This window comes from Rhodococcus sp. SB1D (assembly GCF_048573875.1).
GTDB classification, from domain to species: domain Bacteria; phylum Actinomycetota; class Actinomycetes; order Mycobacteriales; family Mycobacteriaceae; genus Rhodococcus_F; species Rhodococcus_F qingshengii.
Genome location: NZ_JBMAIQ010000010.1, coordinates 273,699 through 298,228, shown reverse-complemented (window position 1 = coordinate 298,228; position 24,530 = coordinate 273,699). Strand labels below are relative to the sequence as shown.

General features: G+C 63.5%; 20 protein-coding genes. All 20 read left to right on the top strand.

Annotation, left to right across the window (positions count from 1 at the left end):
• Positions 1 to 459 precede the first annotated feature (459 nt).
• The 20 genes from mraZ to ileS all read left to right on the top strand — a co-directional run bounded on the left by mraZ (position 460) and on the right by ileS (position 24,514).
• Positions 460 to 891, top strand: coding sequence for a division/cell wall cluster transcriptional repressor MraZ (gene mraZ / locus ACN50D_RS22475; protein ID WP_003941779.1), 432 nt, complete (start codon positions 460 to 462; stop codon positions 889 to 891).
• A gap of 190 nt (positions 892 to 1,081) precedes the next feature.
• Positions 1,082 to 2,095 (top strand): 16S rRNA (cytosine(1402)-N(4))-methyltransferase RsmH, encoded by a 1,014-nt coding sequence (rsmH, locus tag ACN50D_RS22470; protein ID WP_007730079.1) that lies wholly within the window; start codon positions 1,082 to 1,084, stop codon positions 2,093 to 2,095.
• Complete coding sequence (locus ACN50D_RS22465) at positions 2,092 to 2,736, top strand: hypothetical protein (RefSeq protein ID WP_003941715.1); 645 nt, start codon at positions 2,092 to 2,094, stop codon at positions 2,734 to 2,736. Before rsmH ends, ACN50D_RS22465 begins: the two co-directional genes overlap by 4 nt.
• Positions 2,733 to 4,607 (top strand): peptidoglycan D,D-transpeptidase FtsI family protein, encoded by a 1,875-nt coding sequence (locus ACN50D_RS22460; protein WP_003941764.1) that lies wholly within the window; start codon positions 2,733 to 2,735, stop codon positions 4,605 to 4,607. Before ACN50D_RS22465 ends, ACN50D_RS22460 begins: the two co-directional genes overlap by 4 nt.
• Positions 4,608 to 4,790: 183 nt before the next feature.
• Entirely contained in the window at positions 4,791 to 6,425 is a 1,635-nt protein-coding gene (locus tag ACN50D_RS22455) for a UDP-N-acetylmuramoyl-L-alanyl-D-glutamate--2,6-diaminopimelate ligase (protein ID WP_054827538.1), read from the top strand.
• The gene (locus ACN50D_RS22450; protein WP_075833430.1) at positions 6,422 to 7,981 is read left to right on the top strand and encodes a UDP-N-acetylmuramoyl-tripeptide--D-alanyl-D-alanine ligase; all 1,560 of its coding nucleotides are present in this window, start codon (positions 6,422 to 6,424) and stop codon (positions 7,979 to 7,981) included. The genes ACN50D_RS22455 and ACN50D_RS22450 overlap by 4 nt, the downstream gene beginning before the upstream one ends.
• The gene (gene mraY / locus ACN50D_RS22445; RefSeq protein ID WP_003941699.1) at positions 7,978 to 9,060 is read left to right on the top strand and encodes a phospho-N-acetylmuramoyl-pentapeptide-transferase; all 1,083 of its coding nucleotides are present in this window, start codon (positions 7,978 to 7,980) and stop codon (positions 9,058 to 9,060) included. The genes ACN50D_RS22450 and mraY overlap by 4 nt, the downstream gene beginning before the upstream one ends.
• A gap of 5 nt (positions 9,061 to 9,065) precedes the next feature.
• Positions 9,066 to 10,589, top strand: a complete 1,524-nt coding sequence (murD, locus tag ACN50D_RS22440) for a UDP-N-acetylmuramoyl-L-alanine--D-glutamate ligase (RefSeq protein ID WP_064113274.1) — start codon at positions 9,066 to 9,068, stop codon at positions 10,587 to 10,589.
• Complete coding sequence (gene ftsW, locus ACN50D_RS22435) at positions 10,586 to 12,064, top strand: putative lipid II flippase FtsW (protein WP_007730088.1); 1,479 nt, start codon at positions 10,586 to 10,588, stop codon at positions 12,062 to 12,064. Before murD ends, ftsW begins: the two co-directional genes overlap by 4 nt.
• Positions 12,061 to 13,230 (top strand): undecaprenyldiphospho-muramoylpentapeptide beta-N-acetylglucosaminyltransferase, encoded by a 1,170-nt coding sequence (gene murG / locus ACN50D_RS22430; protein ID WP_211921176.1) that lies wholly within the window; start codon positions 12,061 to 12,063, stop codon positions 13,228 to 13,230. The genes ftsW and murG overlap by 4 nt, the downstream gene beginning before the upstream one ends.
• Positions 13,227 to 14,735, top strand: coding sequence for a UDP-N-acetylmuramate--L-alanine ligase (gene murC, locus ACN50D_RS22425; protein WP_211921174.1), 1,509 nt, complete (start codon positions 13,227 to 13,229; stop codon positions 14,733 to 14,735). The genes murG and murC overlap by 4 nt, the downstream gene beginning before the upstream one ends.
• 164 nt (positions 14,736 to 14,899) lie before the next feature.
• Positions 14,900 to 15,538, top strand: a complete 639-nt coding sequence (locus tag ACN50D_RS22420) for a cell division protein FtsQ/DivIB (protein WP_030537032.1) — start codon at positions 14,900 to 14,902, stop codon at positions 15,536 to 15,538.
• Positions 15,539 to 15,777: 239 nt separating this feature from the next.
• Positions 15,778 to 16,965: a cell division protein FtsZ gene (ftsZ, locus tag ACN50D_RS22415; protein ID WP_003941788.1), complete on the top strand. Its 1,188-nt coding sequence runs from the start codon at positions 15,778 to 15,780 to the stop codon at positions 16,963 to 16,965.
• A 108-nt stretch (positions 16,966 to 17,073) separates the two neighbouring features.
• Positions 17,074 to 17,841 (top strand): peptidoglycan editing factor PgeF, encoded by a 768-nt coding sequence (pgeF, locus tag ACN50D_RS22410; protein ID WP_051649556.1) that lies wholly within the window; start codon positions 17,074 to 17,076, stop codon positions 17,839 to 17,841.
• Positions 17,842 to 17,847: 6 nt separating this feature from the next.
• A complete protein-coding gene (locus ACN50D_RS22405) occupies positions 17,848 to 18,597 on the top strand; it encodes a YggS family pyridoxal phosphate-dependent enzyme (protein ID WP_030537030.1) in 750 nt (249 codons plus the stop codon).
• Between the two features lie 85 nt (positions 18,598 to 18,682).
• The gene (locus ACN50D_RS22400) at positions 18,683 to 19,333 is read left to right on the top strand and encodes a cell division protein SepF (RefSeq protein ID WP_003941752.1); all 651 of its coding nucleotides are present in this window, start codon (positions 18,683 to 18,685) and stop codon (positions 19,331 to 19,333) included.
• A gap of 189 nt (positions 19,334 to 19,522) precedes the next feature.
• Positions 19,523 to 19,801 (top strand): YggT family protein, encoded by a 279-nt coding sequence (locus ACN50D_RS22395; protein ID WP_003941780.1) that lies wholly within the window; start codon positions 19,523 to 19,525, stop codon positions 19,799 to 19,801.
• Positions 19,802 to 19,927: 126 nt separating this feature from the next.
• Positions 19,928 to 20,755 carry a DivIVA domain-containing protein gene (locus ACN50D_RS22390; RefSeq protein ID WP_003941722.1) on the top strand — a complete coding sequence of 276 codons (828 nt, stop codon included), beginning with the start codon at positions 19,928 to 19,930 and terminating at the stop codon, positions 20,753 to 20,755.
• A gap of 49 nt (positions 20,756 to 20,804) precedes the next feature.
• The gene (locus tag ACN50D_RS22385) at positions 20,805 to 21,119 is read left to right on the top strand and encodes a hypothetical protein (protein ID WP_007733197.1); all 315 of its coding nucleotides are present in this window, start codon (positions 20,805 to 20,807) and stop codon (positions 21,117 to 21,119) included.
• A gap of 281 nt (positions 21,120 to 21,400) precedes the next feature.
• Entirely contained in the window at positions 21,401 to 24,514 is a 3,114-nt protein-coding gene (gene ileS, locus ACN50D_RS22380) for an isoleucine--tRNA ligase (protein WP_030537028.1), read from the top strand.
• The last annotated feature ends 16 nt before the right edge of the window (positions 24,515 to 24,530 follow it).

The window sequence follows — 24,530 nt, the reverse complement described above, 5'->3', positions numbered from 1 at the left end:
TTGTACGTGTGCGCCGGCAATCCATCGAGTGAATCAGTGACGTGCGAGCGAATCACTCGCCACTCCTGCTGCCTCAGGGCATGCCCGCGGGCTTCCTCCACTTCGCTCCACTCGGCCCTCCACTTTCCTCCACCCTGGTCGAACTGCAACGCACGACCAGACCTCGTCCCGCTCACGTCTATTCGAAAACCGCGCTTGTACTGCGATTTTGTGTGGGGGAGCAACAGATCGTGGCGTAAAGGGTCGATCTGACGGCGGTGTGGGCCGGGACACGGTTACAAATTTCCCCCACGTCTCCCCACCTGCGCTGACCTGCTATTTATCAGCAAATGATGCTGAATAGGGACCATGTGCTCCTTGTTTGTGGGGGAAAGTGGGGTACTGTGGGTTCGGGCGGAGAGCTGAAGCACGATCCGCTCGATAGGGAGGGTTTCAGCGCAAGCTCGCAGGAGGTGTCGAGTGTTCCTCGGTACCTTCACGCCGAAGCTCGACGACAAAGGTCGGCTCACGTTGCCGGCAAAGTTCCGAGACGAACTGGCAGGAGGATTGATGATCACCAAGAGTCAGGATCACAGCCTCGCCATCTACCCCCGGGACGAGTTCGTCAAGCTTGCTCGAAAGGCAGCGGCAGCTCCACGCAATGATCCGGCAGCTCGGGCGTATGTCCGTGCTCTGGCCGCCGGCACAGATGAACAGCACGCCGATGCCCAGGGGCGAATCACCCTCTCGGCTGATCATCGGCGTTACGCAAACCTGTCCAAGGAATGCGTAGTGACCGGCTCCGTCGATTACCTCGAGATCTGGGATCTAGCAGCCTGGGAGAGGTATCTCGGAGACAACGAAGAGGACTATTCGCAGGCAACAGGCGAATCTCTCAGCGAGATCGTCTAGGCGAAGAGCCCCCGGCGAATGCCGCGAGGCCTCTGCCCGGAAAGACCCTGACGCACTTCCCCAGCGCCAGGTTCTCCTTCGGGCAGGGACCTCGAAGCATTCGCCTTCTCGAACAGTCATCGCCTTCTCGGAAAGTCAGCACCTTTTCGAAAAGTCATCGGAAATCATGAAAGTAGGAGCCGGAGCAATCATGGTGGATCACGAGGTGAACGAACCCTCGGATGCCGATGGCTTCGCGCACGTCCCTGTACTTCTGCACCGCGCCGACGATCTTCTCGGCCCTGCCATCACCGCCGTCGGTGACGGTGGAGCGGGCGCATACATGATCGATGCGACGTTGGGGCTCGGTGGCCACTCCGAATTCTTCCTGGGCAAGTACCCGGGCCTTCACCTCATCGGTCTCGATCGCGACACCAACGCACTCCGGATCGCTTCCGAGCGTCTGGCGCCATTCGCGGACCGAACGACGTTCGTGCACACCACGTATGACGGGATCGAGGACGCGCTCGAACAGGCAGGTCTGCCGTCGACGGAGTCGGTTCACGCGATCCTTTTCGATCTGGGTGTGTCGTCGATGCAGTTGGACGAAGCCGACCGAGGTTTTGCGTACTCGATCGACGCTCCTCTCGACATGCGGATGGATCAGACGGTCGGGCTGACCGCGGCAGAGGTCCTGAACACTTACAGTCACGGCGACCTTGCTCGCATTCTGAGCACGTACGGCGAAGAACGGTTCGCGGGAAAGATTGCGTCCGAGATCCTTCGGCAGCGTGAGCGTGAACCCTTCACCACCAGTGCAGCTCTGGTCGAATTGCTGTACCGAACAATCCCGGCAGCCACGCGGCGTACGGGGGGACACCCGGCCAAGCGCACCTTCCAAGCGCTGCGGATCGAAGTCAATGCCGAGTTGGATTCGCTTCGTGCAGCCGTTCCTGCCGGGCTCGACGCACTGGCAGTCGGTGGGCGAGTGGTGTTCATGTCCTACCAGTCGCTCGAGGATCGAGTTGTGAAGGCGGAGTTGGTTCCCCGCTCGAAGTCCACCAGTCCTGAAGGACTACCGGTCGAGTTGCCGGGTATGGGACCGGAGTTCCGCATTCTCACCCGTGGCGCAGAACGTGCGTCAGAGCAGGAAATCGAAGAGAACCCACGATCAGCTCCGGTGCGTTTGCGTGCCGCAGAACGCATTTCCAGGAGGCGGGCATGAGTCGTCAGGGCAAATCCGGTGCAGCGCAACGTGCATACGACAAGCGCACCGCACGGGCGGCAGGCCGGACCGGAACTGTCGCTGCTGCCGGCCCGTCTATCTCTCCTCGGGCGATGCTCAAGGGGAGAGTGCCGTTCGTGGCCTCCGTCATCGGACTTCTGTCCATCGGTCTCGCGGTGACTCTGCTGCTGACCACTCGCGCTGCCGAGGATTCGTACCAACTCAGTGATGCACGTGCATACAACCAGTCTTTGGTCGAGCAGAAAGCAGCGCTCGAACGTGACTTCCAGTCGCGTAACTCGGCTCCGGAGTTGGCAAATCAGGCAAGCGCTCTCGGCATGGTCCCCGCCAAGGACCCAGCACGACTGGTAGTTCATCCGGACGGTTCGGTCGAGGTCGTCGGAACGCCGACTCCCGCGACTGCCGGAGCTATGCCGCCGCTCGATGCGCCCACATCGGTGCCCGCACCGACTGCGACACCCCCGCGCACCACAACGCCGGTTGCTCCCGGAGCCACGCCGAGCGTTCCGAATAACACGCGAAACCTCGCGCAGAGTGAACAATTGGTTCCTGTGATCCCCACGACGACAGCACCCGCCACCACGACGGCGGTGCCTGCTCCGCCTGAGGAACGTCGGTGAGTCAGAACTCCCGTAACAACCCCGGTCGGCGTCCGCGCCGCTCGGCCACCGCCTCATTTCCGTTTCGTCAGCGAGTCGGTCGTATCACCATGTGTGGTGCGCTCGCCGTTGCGGCATTGCAGCTCTTGTGGATTCAGGGAATCGACGCGCCGAGTCTGGCTGCGGAATCTGCCAATCAACGAACCACGACCCAGGTCGATCCGGCTGTACGTGGCTCGATAACCGATCGCAACGGAAACCCCCTCGCCTTCACCATGGAAGCCAAGGCGCTGACTTTCCAGCCGGTGCGGGTACGCAAGGAACTCGAGGAAGCGCGCGCCAAGAGCATCGAGCAGGGAGCCGAGGGTGACAAGCAGGCGCCGGAAGTGAGCGATCGCCTCGCCGAGATCGCCGCCGGAATCCACGCCAAGCTCGGCGATACCGTTCCGGAAAAAGATCTGCTTCAGAAGATGAACAGCAACGAGACTTTCACGTACCTCGCGCGCAGTGTGGATCCGGCGGTTGCTGCCGAGATCTCGGACAAGTTCCGGGAGGTCGGCCTCGAGCGTCAGGACATCCGCGAGTACCCCGGTGGCTCTCTGGCCGCGAATCTCGTCGGCGCGACCGGCTGGGACGGGCACGGTTTGCTCGGTCTCGAAGATTCGATGGACTCCACGCTCGCCGGAACCGATGGATCCGAAACGTACGACCGCGGTTCCGACGGCGCTGTGATCCCCGGTAGCTGGCGTGACAAGCAACCGGCAGTCAACGGTTCGGGTGTCGAGCTGACCATCGATTCGGACCTCCAGTTCTACGTTCAGCAGCAGGTCCAGATCGCCAAGGACAAGTCGGGCGCAAAGAACGCTTCGGTTGTGGTCATGGACTCCAAGACGGGACAGGTGTTGGCCATGTCCAACGACAGCACCTTCAACCCCGCAATCGGCATTGACAAGAACGCGCCGACAGCCGAAATGGGCAATCCGTCGGTCAGTACGCCGTTCGAGCCCGGATCGGTGAACAAGATCGTCACCGCAGCAGCGGCCATCGAGGACGGTAAGACAACTCCGGACGAAGTTCTGCAGGTCCCGGGCAGCATCACGATGTCCGGTGCCACAGTCAAGGACGCGTGGGATCACGGTGTGGCCCCGTACACCTCTACCGGTGTGTTCGGAAAGTCCTCGAACGTCGGCACCTTGATGCTCGCTCAGCGAGTGGGCGAGGATCGCTACGCAGACATGCTGAACAGGTTCGGCCTCGGACAACGCACCGACGTCGGACTTCCCGGCGAGAGCGCGGGCAGCGTTCCGAGTCGCGACCAGTGGTCCGGCGGAACCTTCGCGAACCTGCCGATCGGGCAGGGTCTCTCGATGACAACCCTGCAGATGACCGGGATGTACCAGGCCATTGCCAACGACGGCGTGCGAATTCCTCCGCGGATCGTGAAGTCGACTGTCGACTCTTCCGGCACGCGGACCGAGACGCCGCAGCCCGAGGGCGTCGAGGTGGTCAGCGCCCAGACAGCGGCGACTGTTCGGGACATGTTCCGGTCGGTCACTCAGGAAGACACCGGCAACCAACGAGGAACCGGTGTTGCCGCGGGCGTCGAGGGATACCAGGTCAGTGGAAAGACCGGGACCGCGCAGCAGGTGGATCCCGCGTGCAAGTGCTACTCCAACTCCAACTACTGGATCACCTTCGCGGGAATCGCGCCTGCGGACAATCCTCGATTCGTGATCGGAATCATGCTCGACGCACCGGTTCGCGGCGTGGACGGCGGCGGCGGTCAGTCGGCGGCACCGTTGTTCCACAACATCGCGTCGTGGATGCTCCAGCGTGACAGTGTCCCGATGTCGCCGGACCCCGGTCGCAAGTTGGTGTTGCAGGCGGACTGATTGCGGTGTGTCGGTTTCGACACGGTCTTCGGGTGAATCCCGGACACGGTAATCTCAAACGTCGCAGTAACCTCATTCATCGCAGTGCGCCGAACTTTGCTTGCGTTGCGACCGCCATAGACAACGACCGCCATAGACAACGACCGCGATAGAACAACGACAATTGCCAGGAGTCGAGTGACAGTGCCGAATCGTTTGCAATCGTCGAACTCGGACGGCGCTCCCGGGACGCGTCCGACACAACCGGTTGCTACCGCGATCACGGCGCTCTCCGAACTGTCCGGGGCTCGCCTCGAATGGGTGGGGCAACCGGGATCACAGTCCTCGGAGGTCGTCGTCAAGGGGGTCGACCTGCGTGCGCAGGGAATCGTGACCGATGACCTCTTCGCCGCTCTGCCCGGTGCACGGACCCATGGCGCTCAGTTCGCCGTCGACGCTCTGGGGCGCGGTGCGACCGCGATCTTGACCGACGAGGCCGGCCTCGAACTGATCGAGGCCGCGGACAAGGCGCCTGACCGGTCCGTCCCAGTTCTCGTTCATCCGAATCCGCGGGATGTGCTCGGTGAGATCTCCGCGGAAATCTACGGCCGGCCCTCGGAGAAGATGCAGGTCGTCGGCATTACCGGTACATCGGGCAAGACCACGACGTCGTACTTGCTCGAAGCTGCGATTGCCGGAGCCGGCCGCAAGCCCGGCCTGGTCGGGACCATCGAGACTCGAATCGACGGCCGCCGGGTGCCCAGCGCTCTGACCACGCCGGAAGCTCCGCAACTGCATGCTCTGTTCGCCGTGATGGCAGAGCAGGGGATCGATACCGTCGTCATGGAGGTCTCCAGTCACGCTCTTGCTCTCGGACGCGTCGACGGCATCCGCTTCGACATCGGCGCGTTCACCAATCTTTCGCAGGACCACCTGGATTTCCATCGGGACTTCGAGGAGTACTTCCAGGCCAAGGCTCGGTTGTTCGATCCTGAGTCGACGGTGCGAGCCGAGCATGCCGTCGTCTGCGTCGACGACGTGTGGGGTCGACGGATGGCCGAGTTGGCCGCGACCGACGAGAGCGACGCGGTGACCACGGTCTCGACCTCGACGGCCGAGGCCGAGTGGACGGTCGGCGCAGTCGAGGTTGCCGAGGACGGCTCGCAGACCTTCGAGTTGGTCGGGCCGGACGGACAGTCGTGGCCAGTCTCACTTCGTCTCCCCGGGCGATACAACGTGGCCAACGCTGCGCTGGCGTTGACCGTCAGTTTTGCTGCGGGACTCGACCCGGACGCGGCTGTTCGAGCGCTCGGGACCGTGGACGTCCCGGGGCGAGTTCAGCGGATCGACCGGGGGCAGAGCTTTCTCGCCGTGGTCGACTACGCCCACAAGCCGGCAGCGCTCGAAGCCGTGATCGCCACGCTGCGCGACCAGGTTCCCGGCCGAGTGGCCGTGGTGGTCGGTGCGGGCGGTGACCGCGACGCCGGCAAACGGGCACTCATGGGTGAAGCGGGTGCGCGAGGCGCAGACCTGCTGATCGTCACCGACGACAACCCACGCACCGAGGATCCGGCGAAGATTCGCGCTTCGGTGATGCAAGGCGCCATGGACGTGCCCGAATCCGAACGCGGCGAGGTTCGCGAAGTGGGGGACCGGGCCGCCGCGATCGAGCAAGCAGTCCGGTGGGCACAGCCAGGAGATGTCGTCCTGGTGGCAGGCAAAGGCCACGAAGTAGGTCAAGAAATCGACGGGGTCAAACACCTGTTCGACGACCGCGAGGTGTTGGGCGAAATGATCGGCCGATTCGCGATCAACACAGCACATGGAGGCAAGCAATGATCCCGATGACGCTCTCTCGGATCGCCGAGATCGTCGGAGGAACCCTGCACGACGTCGACGATTCGTCGACGCAGGTGACTGGAACCGTCGAATTCGATTCGCGCAAAGTAGCTCCAGGTGGGCTCTTCCTCGCCCTACCCGGAGCGCGTGTCGACGGTCATGATCACGCGGAAGCGGCGGTGGCAGCGGGCGCTGTGGCGGTGCTCGCGGCGCGGCCGGTCGGAGTTCCGGCAATCGTCGTTCCATCGGTGCCGAACGACGGTCCCAGTGCAGTGATGCTGCTCGAACACGACACCGACGGGTCCGGAGCCGCGGTCCTGCATGCCCTCGGCCTTCTGGCCCGAGCAGTCGTCGACGAACTGGCAACTGATGGCACACCGGCCGATGGTGGACTGACGCTGGTCGGTGTCACTGGTTCTGCCGGCAAGACCTCGACCAAGGATCTGATAGCAGCGCTGCTGCGCGAGTGCGGCGAGGTGGTTGCGCCCCCCGGGTCGTTCAACAACGAATTGGGTCTGCCGTGGACAGTGCTCCGCGCCGACGAGAAGACCCGCTTCCTCGTTCTCGAGATGTCGGCCCGTGGGGTCGGTCATGTCGGCGAACTGACGAAGATCGCGCCGCCGAAGATCGGCGTAGTTCTCAATGTGGGCACTGCCCATCTCGGTGAGTTCGGTTCGCGTGAAGCGATCGCGGTCGCCAAAGGTGAACTGGTGGAAGCACTCCCGTCGGCAGCCGACGGTGGAGTTGCGGTCCTCAACGCCGACGACCGCATGGTCGCCGCAATGGCGAGTCGAACCAAGGCCCGGATCGTATTCGTCGGCCAGTCGGAAGACTGCGACGTTCGGGCGACCGACGTGGTTGTCGACGACCAGGCCAGGGCTTCCTTCACACTGAACTGTTCACAGGGTTCTGCACGTATTCGCCTGGCCGTTCACGGCGAACACCACGTGAGCAACGCCCTGGCCGCGGCGGCCGTCGCACTCGAGAACGGCCTCGCGGTTACAGACATCGCACGTGTCCTCGAGGGCACGAAGGCAGCGTCCGCGAGGCGGATGGAAGTCACCGAGCGCGCCGACGGCGTCACCGTCGTCAACGACAGTTACAACGCCAATCCCGATTCCATGCGCGCTGCGCTCAAAGCGTTGGTGTCCATGGCGCGATCGGATCGGCACTTCGGTCGCCGTAGCTGGGCTGTGCTCGGAGAGATGGGTGAGCTCGGACCGGAATCAGTTGTCGAGCACGACGCGATCGGTCGCCTGGCCGTCAGACTCGATGTCAGCAAGTTGATCGTCGTCGGGACGGGCCGCACCTCGCGTGCGATGCATCAAGGAGCAGTGATGGAGGGGTCGTGGGGTGACGAGTCCGTCGTCGTGCCCGACGCAGCTGCGGCAATCGCCATTCTCGAAGCGGAACTCGAACCGGGCGATCTCGTCCTGGTGAAGGCGTCCAAGTCGGTTGAACTGTGGACGGTCGCCGAAGCGATTCTGGCCGCAACGCCCAGCGACAACACCGGTGACGCGAACACCGATGGCGAGAACGGCGGGGATTCGCAGTGATCCAGATTCTTCTCGCCGCAGGCATCGCGCTGGCGGTCTCCATCATGCTCACGCCGATTCTGATCAAGGCGTTCTCGAAACAAGGTTTCGGGCAGGAGATCCGAACCGAAGGTCCAGCCAGTCACCAGGCCAAGCGCGGCACGCCGACAATGGGCGGCGTCGCGATCCTGACCGGAATCTGGGCCGGCTATCTCGGCTCACACCTCATCGGTCTCGGCATGGACAACGCGGAGGGGCCATCGGCGTCCGGCCTACTCGTTCTCGGTCTGACCACCGCGCTCGGTGGAGTCGGTTTCCTCGACGACTTCATCAAGATCCGCAAGCAGCGCAATCTGGGACTGAACAAGACAGCGAAGCTGGTCGGCCAGTTCGTCGCTGCCATTGCCTTCGGAATCCTGGCCCTTCAGTTCCGCGGTGACGACGGGCTGACTCCGGGCAGTGTTCATCTGTCGTACGTCCGCGACATCGCCACCGTCTCACTCGGTTCCGTGGTCTTCATCGCCTTCTGCTACCTACTGGTCAGCGCCTGGTCCAATGCCGTCAACCTGACCGACGGCCTCGACGGATTGGCCGCCGGAGCGATGAGTTTCGTTCTCGGCGCCTACGTCATCATCACGTTCTGGCAGTTCCGCTACTCGTGCGAGACGAATCCCGGTAAGGGTTGCTACGACGTCCGAGACCCGCTCGATCTCGCGGTGCTCTGCGCGGCCGGCGCCGGCGCGTGCATCGGTTTCCTCTGGTGGAATGCCGCACCCGCCAAGATCTTCATGGGCGACACCGGTTCTCTTGCCCTCGGCGGCATGCTCGCCGGATTGTCGATCACCACCAGCACGGAACTGTTGATGGTGGTCATCGGTGCACTGTTCGTCGCGGAGGCCGCGTCGGTGGTGATCCAGGTAGCGGTGTTCCGGTCCAGCCGACGGCGGGTCTTCCGAATGGCGCCGTTCCATCACCACTTCGAACTCGCCGGGTGGGCTGAAACCACGGTGATCATCAGATTCTGGTTGTTGGCAGCTATTGCGTCGGCTATCGGATTGGCACTCTTCTACAGCGAATACCTCGCAGCGCTCGGAGGCTGAAAACCATGACCAGCTCAGCGGATTCCGAGAACGACCTGTCCTGGCTCCGCGGTACGCGAGTGCTGGTCGCCGGTGGGCGGGTGTCCGGTCAAGCGACCATCGAACCTCTCGTCGCCCTCGGTGCTGTCGTGACGGTTGCCGATTCGACCTTGGACTTCGCGGAGCGCTGCGCGGAGCTCGGCGCGGGCATGGTGACCACCACCTCGATCGAGGATGCTCCGGATTCGATCACCGAGTACGGGCTCGTCGTCACCAGTCCCGGCTTTCGGCCGGATGCACCGATCCTTGCAGCCGCCGCCGGTCACGGGATTCCCATCTGGGGAGACGTCGAGTTCTCCTGGCGCGTCGACCACAGCGGGCACTTCGGCACACCCCGTAAATGGCTCGTCGTGACGGGGACGAACGGAAAGACCACGACGACGTCGATGCTGGCCTCGATTCTCGACGCCGCCGGAGTTGTCGGCCGAGCCTGCGGAAACATCGGGCTGCCGATACTCGACGCACTCGCCGAGACGTCGCCGCGCGTGGAGTACCTCGCTGTCGAACTGTCGTCCTTCCAATTGCACTGGGCGCCTTCGGTGCGTCCGGATGCCGGCGTGGTCCTCAACGTCGCCGAGGATCACCTCGACTGGCACGGCGGAATGAGCGCGTACGCCGAGGCCAAGTCGCGGGCGCTGAGCGGAAAGGTCGCGGTGGTCGGCCTCGATGACGCGATCGCTTCCGAACTGGGAACTCGCGCAACTGCAGACATTGTCACCGGGTTCAGATTGGGTGAACCGGGCGAAGGGGAACTGGGTGTCGAAGCGGGACACCTCGTGGACAACGCATTCGGCGATCACGTCCGCTTGGCCGAAGCAGCGTCGATAGATCCCGCCGGCCCGGCAGGCGTCATGGACGCGCTGGCCGCCGCCGCCTTGGCGCGGGCACTCGGATTCGAGGCAGACGTCGTCGAACGCGGTCTGGCCGCACACAAGGTCGGCCCACACCGAGGGGCGCTGGTCGGCCGTGTCGGGTCCGTTGTGTACATCGACGACTCCAAGGCCACCAATCCGCACGCAGCCAGACCGTCGATACTCGCGCACGATCGCGTCGTCTGGGTTGCAGGCGGTCTGCTCAAGGGAGCCAGCGTCGACCAATTGGTGAGCGAAGTCGGCCCTCGACTCTCCGGCGCTGTCCTTCTCGGGCGTGACGCTGGTGTGATCGAGGACGCGCTCGCGCGACACGCACCCGATGTTCCCGTGGTGCACGTGATGTCGGGGGACGATGCAGTGGTGAGCGAAAACAGCAGCAACTCGACTCTCACCATCCGGCTGCCGTCGGGTGCCGACGCGGATGCCGTCATGGCCGCAGTGGTAATCGAAGCTGCCGAGTTGGCGTCCCCCGGTGATGCAGTTGTACTCGCCCCGGCCGCCGCGTCCTTGGACATGTTCGCCAGCTACGGACACCGTGGTGACAGCTTCGCCGCCGCCGTAGCCGCATTACCCGATCCGTTCACGGATTCGCCTGGCCAAGCCGGGAACTTGCTATGACCAAGGGTCCCAAGACCCGAATCGGTGCCTGGTTGGCGCGGCCGTTGGCGTCGTTCCACCTGGTGGTGACGATTGCCACGATGTTGACTGTCTTGGGGCTCGTGATGGTTCTGTCGGCGTCGAGCGTCGAGCAGTACGTGTCCGGTGGCTCGGCGTATTCGTTGTTCACCCAGCAGTTGATCTTCGCGATTCTCGGAGCTGTGCTCTTCTACGTCGCGCTGCGGATCCCGGCGAGAGTGCTCCGGCAGTATTCGTTTCCGCTGTTCGTCGTCGTGCTGATCATGCTGGTACTCGTCCTGATTCCGGGAATCGGCACAGAAGCGCAGGGCGCGCGTCGCTGGTTCAACGTCGGCGGGTTCTCGGTGCAGCCCTCGGAAATCATGAAGGTCGCGTTGGCGATCTGGGGCGCCCATCTGTTGGCTTCGCGGCGGCCGGACGACCGATCCGTGAAGTCGATCCTGATTCCGCTCGTGCCCGCAGCAATGCTGGTCTTCGCGCTGGTCGTCGCGCAACCGAACCTCAGTACGACCATCGCATTGGGAATCATCGTCGGGGCCCTGCTGTGGTTCGGTGGGCTGCCACTGAAGCTCTTCGGCTCGATCGCGGTGACGGGCGTCGTCGTGGCGGGCGTGCTGGCGATGACGGCCGGTTATCGTTCCGATCGAGTTCAAGCCTTCTTCAACAAGAGCGACGACCTGCAGGGCAACAACTATCAGGCCAAGCAGGCTTTGTATTCGCTCGCCGACGGGGGCCTTTTCGGACGCGGACTCGGTCAGAGCGTCGCCAAGTGGAACTACCTACCCAACGCGCACAACGACTTCATCTTCGCGATCATCGGCGAAGAGTTGGGATTTGTCGGCTGCGCAGTGGTGATCGGTTTGTTCGCTGTATTCGTCTACACGGGATTGCGGATCGCAGCCCGCAGCATCGATCCGTTCTGGCGGCTCCTGTCGGCCACTGCAACTACCTGGATCGTCGGCCAGGCAATGATCAACATCGGTTACGTCATCGGACTGCTGCCGGTGACCGGACTCCAGTTGCCCTTGGTCTCCGCCGGCGGTTCGTCCTTGGCGATCACATTGTTCATGTTCGGTGTCATCGCCAATGCAGCGCGCCACGAGCCCGAAGCAGTTGCCGCTCTGAACTCCGGGCAGGACGGCAAGATCTCGAAGTTGCTCAGACTGCCGAAGCCCGTGCTGTACCACCCGCCGTCAGGGGGCCGGCCGATCCGTCGACCGAAGCCCGCACGGCAGATCGAACCGGCACGCGGACGCGACGGCCGGCGCGCGATCGAGACGGGCGATCGACGCAAGCGGGCAGATCAAGGTGCTCGCCCTTCCTCGGATTCCAACCGAGGTGCGGCCGCTGGGTCACGGAAGCGCACCGCGGGAGGGCAGAATGGTCAGCGTCGGCAGGCGCCGACACGTAGGGCACAAGATCCACGAGAAGTTCGAGAGCGAGGAATTCGTAGGTGAGCGGCAACAAATCGGCTCTGTCGGTAGTGGTGGCAGGGGGAGGCACGGCTGGTCACATCGAACCCGCACTTGCTGTCGCGGACGCGGTCAAGGCCGCTGCGCCCGACACCAGAATCACTGCGCTCGGGACGGCGCGTGGTCTCGAAACCACCTTGGTGCCGGCTCGCGGGTACACGCTCGAGCTCATTCCCCCGGTTCCGCTTCCTCGTAAGCCCACGATGGATCTCGTCAAACTGCCGACACGCATCCTCGCCTCGGTGCGCAAGACCCGTGAGGTACTCGATTCCGTCGACGCCGACGTGATCGTCGGTTTCGGTGGTTACGTCGCGCTTCCGGCGTATCTTGCCGCACGTGGCGGTGTTCTTCGGCGCCGCCGCAAGATTCCGATCGTCATCCACGAGGCGAACGCCAGTGCCGGCATCGCGAACAAGATCGGTGCTCGCCTGGCGACGCGGGTGCTTGCTGCTGTTCCGGGTTCCGGAGTGAAGAACCGCGGCGATCAGGACGCCGAGATCGTCGGCATCCCGGTTCGCGCGTCGATCGCCAATTTCGATCGAGCGGGACTCCGCTCGCAAGCTCGCGAGTACTTCGGACTACCTCAGGACGGTCCCGTTCTGCTCGTCTTCGGCGGATCGCAAGGCGCGAAGTCGCTCAACGACGCGGTGTCCGGAGCAGCGGAAGAACTGGCGAAGGCCGGGATCTCGGTCCTTCACGCACACGGACCCAAGAACTCTCTCGAAGTCAAGCAGTACTCGGAGACGGCACCGTATGTGGCTGTTCCCTATCTTTCGCGGATGGATCTCGCGTATGCCGCAGCCGACGCGACTATCTGTCGTTCGGGCGCGATGACGGTCGCCGAGGTCTCGGCGGTCGGACTACCGGCCGTCTACGTTCCGTTGCCGCACGGCAATGGTGAGCAGGAACTCAACGCGAAACCCGTTGTCGCAGCGGGCGGTGCGATCATCGTCTCCGACAACGAGCTCACGCCGACGTTCGTCGCCGGTACCGTCGTCCCGATGCTGAGCGACAGCGCGCGCCTCGACAAGATGAGCAGTGGTGCTGCCAACGTCGGGCACCGCACCGCGGCAACCGAGATCGCACGGATCGTGCTCGACATCGCGGCAAAGGAAAACGCCGTCCAGGAAAACGCAAGGGGAAACCGATGACCGCGCTGCCCGCCCACCTCGAGCGAGTACACATGGTCGGAATCGGCGGTGCCGGTATGTCCGGCATCGCTCGAATTCTGCTTTCCCGCGGGGGCCTCGTCTCGGGTTCGGACGCCAAGGAGAGCCGAGGAGTCCTGGCGCTCCGTGCACGCGGGGCGCAGGTCCGGATCGGCCACGACGCCGATGCTCTCGACCTGCTGCCGGGTGGTCCGACCGTCGTCGTCACGACGCACGCGGCTATCCCGAAGGACAACCCGGAACTCGTCGAGGCCGCTCGCCGCGGAATCCCGGTGATTCTTCGGCCGGCTGTCCTTGCATCACTGATGCAGGGCAATCGCACGTTCCTGGTTTCGGGTACACACGGCAAGACGTCGACGACCTCGATGCTCGTGGTCGCCCTGCAGCACTGTGGTTTCGACCCTTCGTTTGCCGTTGGCGGCGAACTCAACGAAGCGGGAACGAATGCCCATCACGGCAGCGGTGACGTCTTTGTCGCGGAGGCGGACGAGAGTGACGGGTCGCTGCTGCAGTACGACCCCAACGTGATCGTCGTGACCAACATCGAGGCCGATCACCTCGACTATTTCGGGAGTGTCGAAGCGTATGTGAAGGTGTTCGACCATTTTGTCGACAAGTTGCGTCCGGGTGGGCTCTTGATTGCTTGCCTCGACGACCCGGGATCGGCGGATCTCGCGAAGCGAATCGTGGCCTCGGGCCGTACGGACATCCGGGTGCTCGGTTACGGATCGGCAGACGCGCAGGAGGTGGAGGCGGGCACCGCCTTCGAGCCTGTCGACGGTGTCGAGGTCGGAGTCCGACTACTGGGCTTCCATGCGCACGACGTCGGGGGAGTCCTGCAGTTCCACCTGGCGGGCGAGAGCGCCGCGCGAACCGTGCGGATGGCAGTGCCGGGTCGTCACATGGCGCTCAACGCACTTGCGGCTCTACTGGCTGCCCGTGACGCCGGCGCCGAGACGGAGGAGATCGTCGAGGGGCTCGCCGGATTCGGTGGCGTACACCGCCGGTTCCAGTTCACCGGCCGCGAGCGTGGTGTCCGGGTGTTCGACGACTACGCCCACCATCCGACCGAAGTTCGTGCGGTTCTCGGCGCGGCGGCGGATCTGGTTCGACCGGAGGACGATTCGTCGTCGACCAATTCGGCGGCCGGACGCGTGATCGTGGTCTTCCAACCTCATCTCTATTCACGCACCGCCGCGTTTGCCGAGGAGTTCGCGCAGGCGCTGGACTTGGCCGACGAGGTTGTCGTTCTCGATGTCTACGGCGCGCGCGAAGAGCCGATGCCGGGCGTCAGTGGTGCGCTGGTCGCTCAGTCGGTCACGAAACCTGTTCACTATCAACCGGATCTGTCACAGGCGCCGAAGCAGGTGGCGGCGTTGGCTCACCCCGGCGACATCGTCATCACGATGGGTGCGGGTGACGTGACCATGCTCGGCAAACAGATCCTCGATGCTTTGCGTTCGGCGCCGCATCCCGCGCCGCGATGACACCCGACGCACGAAGTCGGCGCGGGCGTCGAGATCCTCGAGCCAGACAAGCCACCAGTACGCGTCGGCGCAGTACTCGCACCGAATCGCGATACTCGACGCGGTCGACGGAGCCGGCTCCCGAACCCACACCGACTCGTAAGTGGTTCAAGCGACCGCTGATCGTGGCGCCGCTGGCAATCGTGCTGGTGGTGGGAATTGCGTTGACGGCTTGGTTGTCTCCGGTGCTCTCGGTCCGGGGCACCGAAGTTCTCGGTGCGACGACCGTCAGTGAGGAACAGATCCTTTCGCTCCTGGCCGTACCGACCGGTCAGCCGTTGATGCGGGTAGACACCGGCGCCGCCGCCGCACGTGTGGCGACGATTCCGAAGGTGGCCTCGGCTCGTGTGCAGCGCATGTATCCGTCGACTATCCGCGTCACCGTCACCGAACGGGTACCGGTCGTCTTCGTCGACTCACCTGAGGGTGCACACCTGCTGGACGAGAAGGGCGTCGACTTCGAGATGGGCGTCCCGCCGCCCGGGGTTCCGCGTCTGGTGACACCGACGCCCGGGTGGAACGACGAGCCGACGCTTGCCGCGCTCGAGGTGTTGTCGGTGTTGCCGCCGGATCTGAGATTTCAGGTGGGAGAGATTGCCGCTCGGTCGATTTCGAGTGTCACGCTGACTCTGCTCGACGGTCGCGTCGTAAACTGGGGCGGTGTCGAGCACTCGGATCGTAAGGCTGCTGTCACGCTTCCGCTGTTGACCCAACCGGGGCAGACGTACGACGTGTCCAGTCCCGATCTGCCGACGGTCCGATAGCGCACGGTGCAGCCGTGCGTCAGTGCGCAGCAAATACTTCGGTGTGTCTCGGCGCGCCTAATGGCGGAACGCGACGACGGTGCATAGCGTTTCGTTTCAGATCGAATACTTGACATAACTCTAACCCTGTGGTTGAGGTTTAGGGTTGTTCTCGAAGAGCATGAAGCTACAAAAACAGCAGTAACAAAGACAGCAGCACTGACAAGCAGCGTGAAACACGACACGGAAGGCGAGAGCCGATGACGCCCCCGCACAACTACCTCGCCGTAATCAAGGTCGTCGGCATCGGCGGCGGCGGCGTGAACGCAGTCAACCGCATGATCGAACAGGGACTCAAGGGAGTCGAGTTCATCGCGGTCAACACGGACGCGCAAGCCCTTCTGATGAGTGACGCCGACGTCAAGCTCGACGTCGGTCGTGAATTGACCCGTGGCCTCGGCGCCGGTGCCGACCCGGAAGTGGGTCGCAAGGCAGCCGAAGATCACAAGGACGAGATCGAAGAGGTCATCAAGGGCGCCGACATGGTGTTCGTGACCGCAGGCGAGGGTGGTGGCACCGGAACCGGTGGTGCCCCTGTCGTGGCAAGCATCGCCCGGAAGCTGGGCGCACTCACCGTCGGTGTCGTGACGCGACCGTTCTCTTTCGAGGGCAAGCGTCGTGGGGGACAGGCGGATACCGGAATCCAGGCGCTCCGCGAGTCCTGCGACACGCTGATCGTCATTCCCAACGATCGCCTGCTCCAGCTGGGTGACGCGGCCGTCAGCCTGATGGACGCGTTCCGCAGCGCGGACGAGGTTCTCCTTAACGGCGTCCAGGGCATCACCGACCTCATCACCACTCCGGGTCTGATCAACGTCGACTTTGCGGACGTCAAGGGTGTCATGTCCGGTGCCGGTAGTGCGTTGATGGGAATCGGTTCCTCGCGGGGTGAGGGACGCGCGATCAAGGCGGCGGAATCCGCGATCAATTCCCCGCTCCTCGAAGCTTCGATGGAAGGCGCCCGCGGCGTGCTTCTGTCGATCGCCGGCGGTAGCGATCTGGGTCTGTTCGAGATCAACGAGGCGGCTTCGCTGGTGCAGGAAGCTGCCCACATCGACGCCAACATCATCTTCGGAACGGTCATCGACGATTCACTCGGTGACGAGGTTCGTGTGACGGTCATCGCTGCGGGATTCGACGGAGGAGCTCCGGCTCGTCGTCCCGTGGAGTCGACCGCGCAGGGACGTGGAGCTATCGGCGCCGGGCGCGCGGGTGAGGTCGGCCGGTCACCGGTGGCCGCCGAACCTGCTGGCGAGCAGCCGATTTCCGCAGCGCGCGAGACCACCGGTTCGGGCAGCTTGCCTCCGATCGGTGGCCCACGCCATGCGCCGGTCCAGGAAGACGAGGGCGACGACGACGTCGACGTGCCGGTCTTCATGCGTCGCTGACGTAGGGCTACAAACAGTTTCGAGAACAGGGTGCCCGGAATTTCTGGGTACCCTGTTCTTGACTGGATGTCCGGTCACGTCTGAGCCGGACGACAACTTTCGACGTTTGTGAGCACACTTATCTTGAGTACCGAGAAGTCGACCACCCGCACCCGCATTCGCCGCGTCGTGACCAGCCGAGCCGGTGGTGTTTCCGCGTCACCGTACGAGTCGTTCAATCTGGGCGATCACGTCGGAGACGATCCGGCAGCCGTCGATGCGAATCGCCGACGTCTGGCACGCGAAATAGGCGTCGAGCCTGACCATCTCGTGTGGATGGAACAAATCCATTCGCGCAACGTCACTGTCGTGACGGAACCGACCGACGAAGTGATTCCGGCGACGGATGCTCTGGTCACCACTGTTCCCGGCCTGGCGCTCGCCACCCTCAGTGCAGATTGTGTTCCCGTTCTGCTCTCCGACGAGGAGGCCGGTGTGATCGCGGCCGTTCATGCCGGACGGATCGGTGCCCGCATCGGTATCGTCCCGCGCGTCCTCGCGGAGATGGTGCGTCAGGGCGCGGACGTTTCGCGTATCGGCGCCTTCCTCGGTCCGGCTGCGAGCGGTCGCCAGTACGAGGTTCCCGCTGCGATGCGCGCGGACGTGGAAAAGCACTTGCCGGGCAGTGCAACTCGCACCGAGAAGGGCACGCCGGGGCTCGATCTGCGTGCGGGACTGCGTAAGCAGTTGCTCGCCGCGGGTGTGTCCGGTGTCGCCGAGGACCCGCGGTGCACGATCGAGGATCGCGCGTTGTTCAGTCATCGCCGAGAATCTCTGACCGGGCGTCAAGCTGCAGTGATCTGGATGGAAGCGCCCGCAGCGCAGGAAACCGTCTAGGCAGAAATGCGCGAGACGGAAATGCGGCTGACAGAAATATCGACGGCACTCGACTCGGTGAGGGCGCGATTGGCGGCCGCCTGCCTTGCCGCCGGTCGCGAGGTTTCCGACGTAGCACTGCTGCCGGTGACCAAATTCTTTCCGGCGTCCGACGCTCGAATTCTGTACGAACTGGGTTGCCGTGAATTCGGTGAGTCGCGTGAGCAGGAAGCAGTGGAGAAGGTCGCGGACTTCGACGGCGCTGCACAGACGGGCGCGATCGATGATCCGGTTCGCTGGCACATGATCGGACAGTTGCAGCGCAACAAAGCTCGATCGGTAGCGAAGTGGGCCTATGCAATTCACTCGGTGGACAGTGCGCGACTGGCCGATGCACTCGATCGGGCTGCGCTGAGTGCTTTGTCGGACGGTGAGCGCACGGAGCCGCTCCGGGCGCTCATCCAGGTAAGTCTCGACGGAGACCCCGCGCGTGGCGGAGTTCCGACGGGCGAGCTAACGCCTCTCGCCGAGCGGATCGAATCAGCCGAAGGTCTCGAATTCGCGGGACTGATGGCCGTCCCGCCGCTTGGATCAGATCCGGACGAGCAGTTCGAAATCCTCCGCAGGGCACATCTTTTGATCCTCGAATCGCATCCCCGGGCAACCGAACTCTCGGCCGGTATGACCGGCGATCTGGAGGCTGCAGTGCGCCACGGATCAACCTGCGTGCGTGTCGGAACCGCACTGCTCGGCTCACGACCAGTAATCTCGAGGTGATCGCTCAGGTGATCGCCCAACCCGTCCACACCGCTGCGACCGGTCGCAGTCGGATTGATTCCGCCGCGCCAAGGAAGGTCGATCAATGAGCAACCTGCATAAGTTCAAGGCTTACTTCGGCATGGTTCCCCTCGATGACTACGAGGACGAATACGTGGAGGAGCCCGATCAGGCTCGCCGCGCACCCCGTCGTAGTCACGACGGCTATGCCGAGCGCGACGACCGCGAGTTCGTCGAACCTGCCTTCTCGAAGGCGAGCTACGCGCCCAGTCGTCGTGACGAAGAGGACGCGGAGTTCGATCGCTACGATTCCCGGCCCCGCGTCGACACCGTTCCCAGCCGCAGCAGCCGCCCGGCGATGGCGCCGCGCCCTGCAAGCCGTGGCAACCTCGCGGTCGACGCGCGCGCAGAGCGACCCGAAGCGCGACGTGCGCCGGTTGTCGACGACGGCGGCCCGCTCGCCAAGATCACGACACTGCGTCCGCAGAGCTACGCAGAGGCCCGCACGATCGGTGAGCGGTTCCGGGACGGCACTCCCGTCATCATGGATCTGGTCGACATGAGCAACGCCGACGCGAAGCGTCTGGTCGATTTCGCGGCCGGCCTGGCGTTCGCATTGCGTGGTTCTTTCGACAAGGTAGCCACCAAAGTGTTTCTTCTCTCACCGGCCGACATCGACGTTTCCGCCGAGGAGCGCCGTCGGATCGCCGAGACGGGTTTCTACAGCCAGAAATGATGGTCTCGACCGCAGTCCGGCCCCTGAGCAGGGGTGACGTGAGCACATTCGAACGGCGGCCCGTCTCGGCGGACGCCGCATTCGGACCCATCGCCGGCCGTTACAAGACGGACTCGATGCGGACCGGTTCCGGAATTGCTGCGGTGTGTCTGTTTTGGACACACCGCAGAAGTCAGGCAGAGTGAGGGTGTGGACGCGCTTCTCTCTGTGATCTATCTGGTGCTGGTTGTCTTCTGGCTGTTGCTGATCGGCAGAGTGATCGTCGAGTTCGTTCGTTCGTTTGCCAGAGATTGGCGACCGACCGGATTGGTCGCAGTCATTCTCGAAACCATTTTTACGATCACCGATCCTCCGGTGAAACTGCTCCGCAGGTTGATCCCCCCGATCAACCTCGGTGGAGTTCGCTTGGATCTATCCATCATGGTCTTGCTTTTCATCGTCATCATCCTGATGTCGGTTGTTCGCTGAGCGCAGTCCGAGTGAGTGGTGTGCCAGAATGGATGCCATAACTCATCCAGTGGTTCGCCACTACGTAGACTGTGTTGCAACTGAATGCTTGCTAGACCGCCAAATGACGCGTGAAGGGATCCTTCCATGCCGCAACTGACTCCAGCTGACGTGCACAACGTTGCGTTCAGCAAGCCGCCTATCGGCAAGCGTGGCTACAACGAGGATGAGGTCGACGCATTCCTCGACCTCGTCGAGCAGGCGCTGTCGCAGCTCATCGAAGAGAATGCGGACCTGCGCCAGCGCGTAGGTGAGCTGGATCAGGAGCTCGCGGCTGCCAAGAAGTCGCCGGCACCTGCTCAGCAGGCAGCACCCGTCGCAGCGCAGCCCAAGCCGGAGCCCGCTCGGGTCGTCGAACCGCCCAAGCCTGCACCTGTTGCAGCGCCGGTTCCCGCCGCTGCTGCCGTTGCAGCGCCGCAGAGTGGCGACACCCACATGCAGGCCGCGAAGGTCCTCGGACTGGCTCAGGAGATGGCGGATCGCCTCACCAACGATGCCAAGACCGAGTCCGAGCAGCTGCTCGGCAGTGCCCGCACCAACTCCGAGCAGCTCATGAGCGAGGCTCGCAGCAAGGCTGACGGCATGATCGCGGATGCGCGCAACAAGTCGGAGGCGATGCTCACCGACGCTCAGACTCGCTCCGAGACCCAGCTTCGCCAGGCTCAGGAGAAGGCAGACGCTCTCAAGGCGGACGCCGAGAAGAAGCACACCGAAATCATGGCGACCATCAACCAGCAGCGATCGGTCCTCGAGGGCCGTATCGAGCAGCTCAAGACGTTCGAACGCGAGTACCGGGTGCGCCTGAAGTCCTACCTGGAATCGCAGCTCGAAGAGCTCGAACAGCGCGGCTCGGCCGTTCCGGTCGACGGTGGACAGGATTCCTACAGCCCGTCCTTCGCCAAGGGAAACAGCTGACCGAGAGCGCCCCGTCGGCTCAGCTATCGGACCGGACAAAGGTTGATACGTGCTGGTCGTGACGTTGGTTCTCGCGGGAGTTGGTTTCGCTCTCCTGATCGTCGCCCTGACCACAGGGTCGCTGATCTGGGCGTGGGCATGTATCGCGATTTGTGTAGCAGGTGCCGTCCTCCTGCTGGTCAGTGCGCTGACCAGCAGGAAGGCGGTTCCTTCGTTGGATGACCCGGCATCGGGCAGCGGAATGTCGTCGCCTTACGGTCGAGTCGAGAGTTCCTCGAATTCGTCGATCGACGATGCAGCCACCGCCAACGATGACAATCAGAGAAATCATGGCGAGTCGCCGGGTGGCCCCGACAAGTCCTAGGGCGAGTTCCGACAAGGTCCAGGACGAGTATTAGACTGTCCAACACGAATACCAGGCTGTGATCCGGCAATCACCGGGGAGCTTTCGGAAGAACGGTTCTTGTCGCTTCAGGCGCCCAGAACTCAGTAGAACCGAACGGGTGAGCCCGTCACAGCTCGATCGAGTGGCACCTCGGGATCCAAGCGCGGATCTACGGGGTGCAAACGGGGTGGTACCGCGGTGTCGGCGCACAAGCGCCACGTCGTCCCCGTGCCGAGTCCGACTGGCACGAGGAGATCGCCATGGCGAGTAACGGGTATCCCAAAGTCGACTACGGTGTCCCCGCCGACACCGGAGTCAAGTTCCCCGAACTGGAACAGAAAGTCCTGAAACAGTGGGACGACGACGACACCTTCCGTGCGTCGGTTTCCAATCGGGACGGCAGCGAAGAGTTCGTTTTCTACGACGGACCGCCATTCGCAAACGGTTTGCCGCACTACGGCCACCTGCTGACGGGGTACGTCAAGGACCTGGTGCCGCGCTTCCAGACAATGCGTGGACGCAAGGTCGAACGACGCTTCGGCTGGGATTGCCACGGCCTTCCGGCAGAGCTCGAAGCGGAGAAGCAGCTCGGCATCAAGGACAAGGCCGAGATCGAAGTCATGGGTCTGGCCAAGTTCAACGAGTACTGCAAGGCCTCGGTGCTCAAGTACACCGACGAGTGGCGTGACTACGTCACCCGCCAGGCACGTTGGGTCGACTTCGACAACGACTACAAGACCCTGGACGTCGACTTCATGGAGTCCGTCATGTGGGCCTTCAAGGAGCTGCACGACAAGGGCCTGATCTATCAGGGCTTCCGCGTGCTGCCCTACAGCTGGTACGAGCAGACTCCGCTGTCCAATCAGGAGACTCGTCTCGACGACGCGTACAAGATGCGTCAGGATCCTGCAGTCACGGTCGACATGCCGCTGGTCGCTCCGGGTTCACCATTGGACGGCGCAAACGCGATCATCTGGACCACGACTCCGTGGACACTGCCGTCCAACTTGGCCACTGCGGTTCATCCCGAGGTCGACTACGTCCAGGTGCTCGGCGAGGACGGAAAGCGGTACGTGCTCGCGGAAGCACGGGTTGCTCATTACGCACGTGAGCTGGGGGAGGACCCCGAGGTCGTTTCCCGTCACAAGGGCGCCGAGTTGGTCGGACTGTCGTACATACCGCCGTTCGACTTCTTCCTCGGACATCCGAACGCGCACGTCGTGCTTTCGGCCGACTACGTGACAACCGATTCCGGAACCGGAATCGTCCACCTCGCACCGGCTTTCGGTGAGGAGGATATGGATGTCGCCACGGCCAACGGTATCGAGGTCGTGCAGCCGCTCGATCCGGGTGGAAAGTTCACCTCGATGGTTCCGCCGTACGAGGGCTTGATGGTCTTCGACGCCAACCCGGTCATCATCAAGGACCTCAAGGCTGCTGGAAAGCTGCTGCGGCACGAGACGATCGAGCACTCGTACCCGCACAGTTGGCGCAGTGGGCAGCCGCTCATCTACATGGCGGTTCCCTCGTGGTTCGTCGCGGTCACCAAGTTCCGCGATCGCATGGTCGAGCTGAACAAGGACATCACGTGGGTGCCCGAGCACATCCGTGACGGCCAGTTCGGCAAGTGGCTCGAAGGTGCACGCGACTGGAACATCAGCCGAAACCGCTACTGGGGCAGCCCGATCCCGGTGTGGGTGTCGGACGATCCGCAGTACCCGCGTACGGACGTCTACGGATCGCTCGATCAGTTGGAGGCAGACTTCGGTGTGCGTCCGACCGATCTGCATCGCCCGATGATCGACGACCTGGTCCGCCCGAACCCCGACGACCCGACCGGGAAGTCGATGATGCGCCGCGTTCCCGAGGTGCTCGACTGCTGGTTCGAATCCGGTTCGATGCCGTACGCGCAGGTGCACTACCCATTCGAGAACCGTGAATGGTTCGAGGGCCATTTCCCGGGCGATTTCATCGTCGAGTACAACGGGCAGACTCGCGGCTGGTTCTACACGCTGCACGTGCTGGCCACCGCACTCTTCGATCGTCCGGCGTTCAAAACCGTTGCTGCGCACGGCATCGTGCTCGGCGACGACGGACTCAAGATGAGCAAGTCCAAGGGCAACTACCCGGACGTGAAGGAGGTGTTCAACCGCGACGGCAGCGATGCCATGCGATGGTTCCTGATGTCTTCGCCGATCTTGCGCGGCGGAAACCTCATCGTGACCGAGCAGGGCATCCGCGAAGGTGTGCGTCAGGCATTGCTCCCGCTGTGGAACGCCTGGAGCTTCCTGCAGTTGTACGCGCCGGAATCCGGTGTGTGGCGTACCGATTCGGAGAACATCCTCGATCAGTACATCCTGGCCAAGCTCGCTACCACCCGCGACGTGATCACCGAGGCCCTCGAGGTCAACGACATCGCCGGCGCGTGCGACGAGCTTCGGTTGTTCTGTGACGCACTCACCAACTGGTATGTGCGACGGTCGCGTTCGCGGTTCTGGGACGAGGATCGCGACGCGATCGACACCCTGCACACCGTGCTCGAGGTCGTGACGCGTCTCGCTGCGCCGCTGTTGCCGCTGGTGTCCGAGGTGATCTGGCGCGGGCTGACCGGGGAGCGCTCGGTTCACCTGGCTGATTGGCCCGAGGCGTCGGAGCTCCCCGCGAACCCCGAGCTGGTAGCGGCGATGGACGACGTCCGGACCGTGTGCTCCACGGTGCTGAGCCTGCGCAAGGCGCAGAATCTGCGTGTTCGTCTTCCGCTGCCCGAGGTCACGGTTGCGGCGCCGGATGCCGAGCGTCTGCGTCCGTTCCTCGGACTGATCGCCGACGAGGTCAACGTCAAGAAGGTCGATCTGACCGATGACGTCGACGTGCACGGGCGCTTCGAGATCGCGGTCAACGCGCGTGCTGCAGGACCGCGTCTGGGCAAGTCCGTTCAGACTGTCATCAAGGCGGTCAAGGCGGGCGACTGGACCGAGAACGCGGACGGCGTCGTGGTTGCGGCGGGCATCGAACTGCTGCCCGAGGAGTACACGCAGAAACTGGTTGCGGCCGAGCCGGATTCGACGGCTGCTCTGCCGGACGGTGCGGGACTGGTCGTACTCGATTCCGCTGTGACGGAGGAACTCGAAGCCGAGGGATGGGCCAAGGACCGTATCCGTCAGTTGCAGGATGCGCGCCGTGCCGCCGGTTTGGACGTCTCGGACCGGATCAACGTCGTGCTCGAGGTTCCGCAGGACTGCAAGGAGTGGGCAGAGCGTCATCGCGAATTGATCGCCGGTGAGGTTCTGGCCACCTCCTTCTCGGTGGGTGAAGCGGGAGACGACGCCGTCGATCTCGGTGAGGGTATCCGCGCCGCAATCACGAAGGTCTAGTACCGACGCGACTACT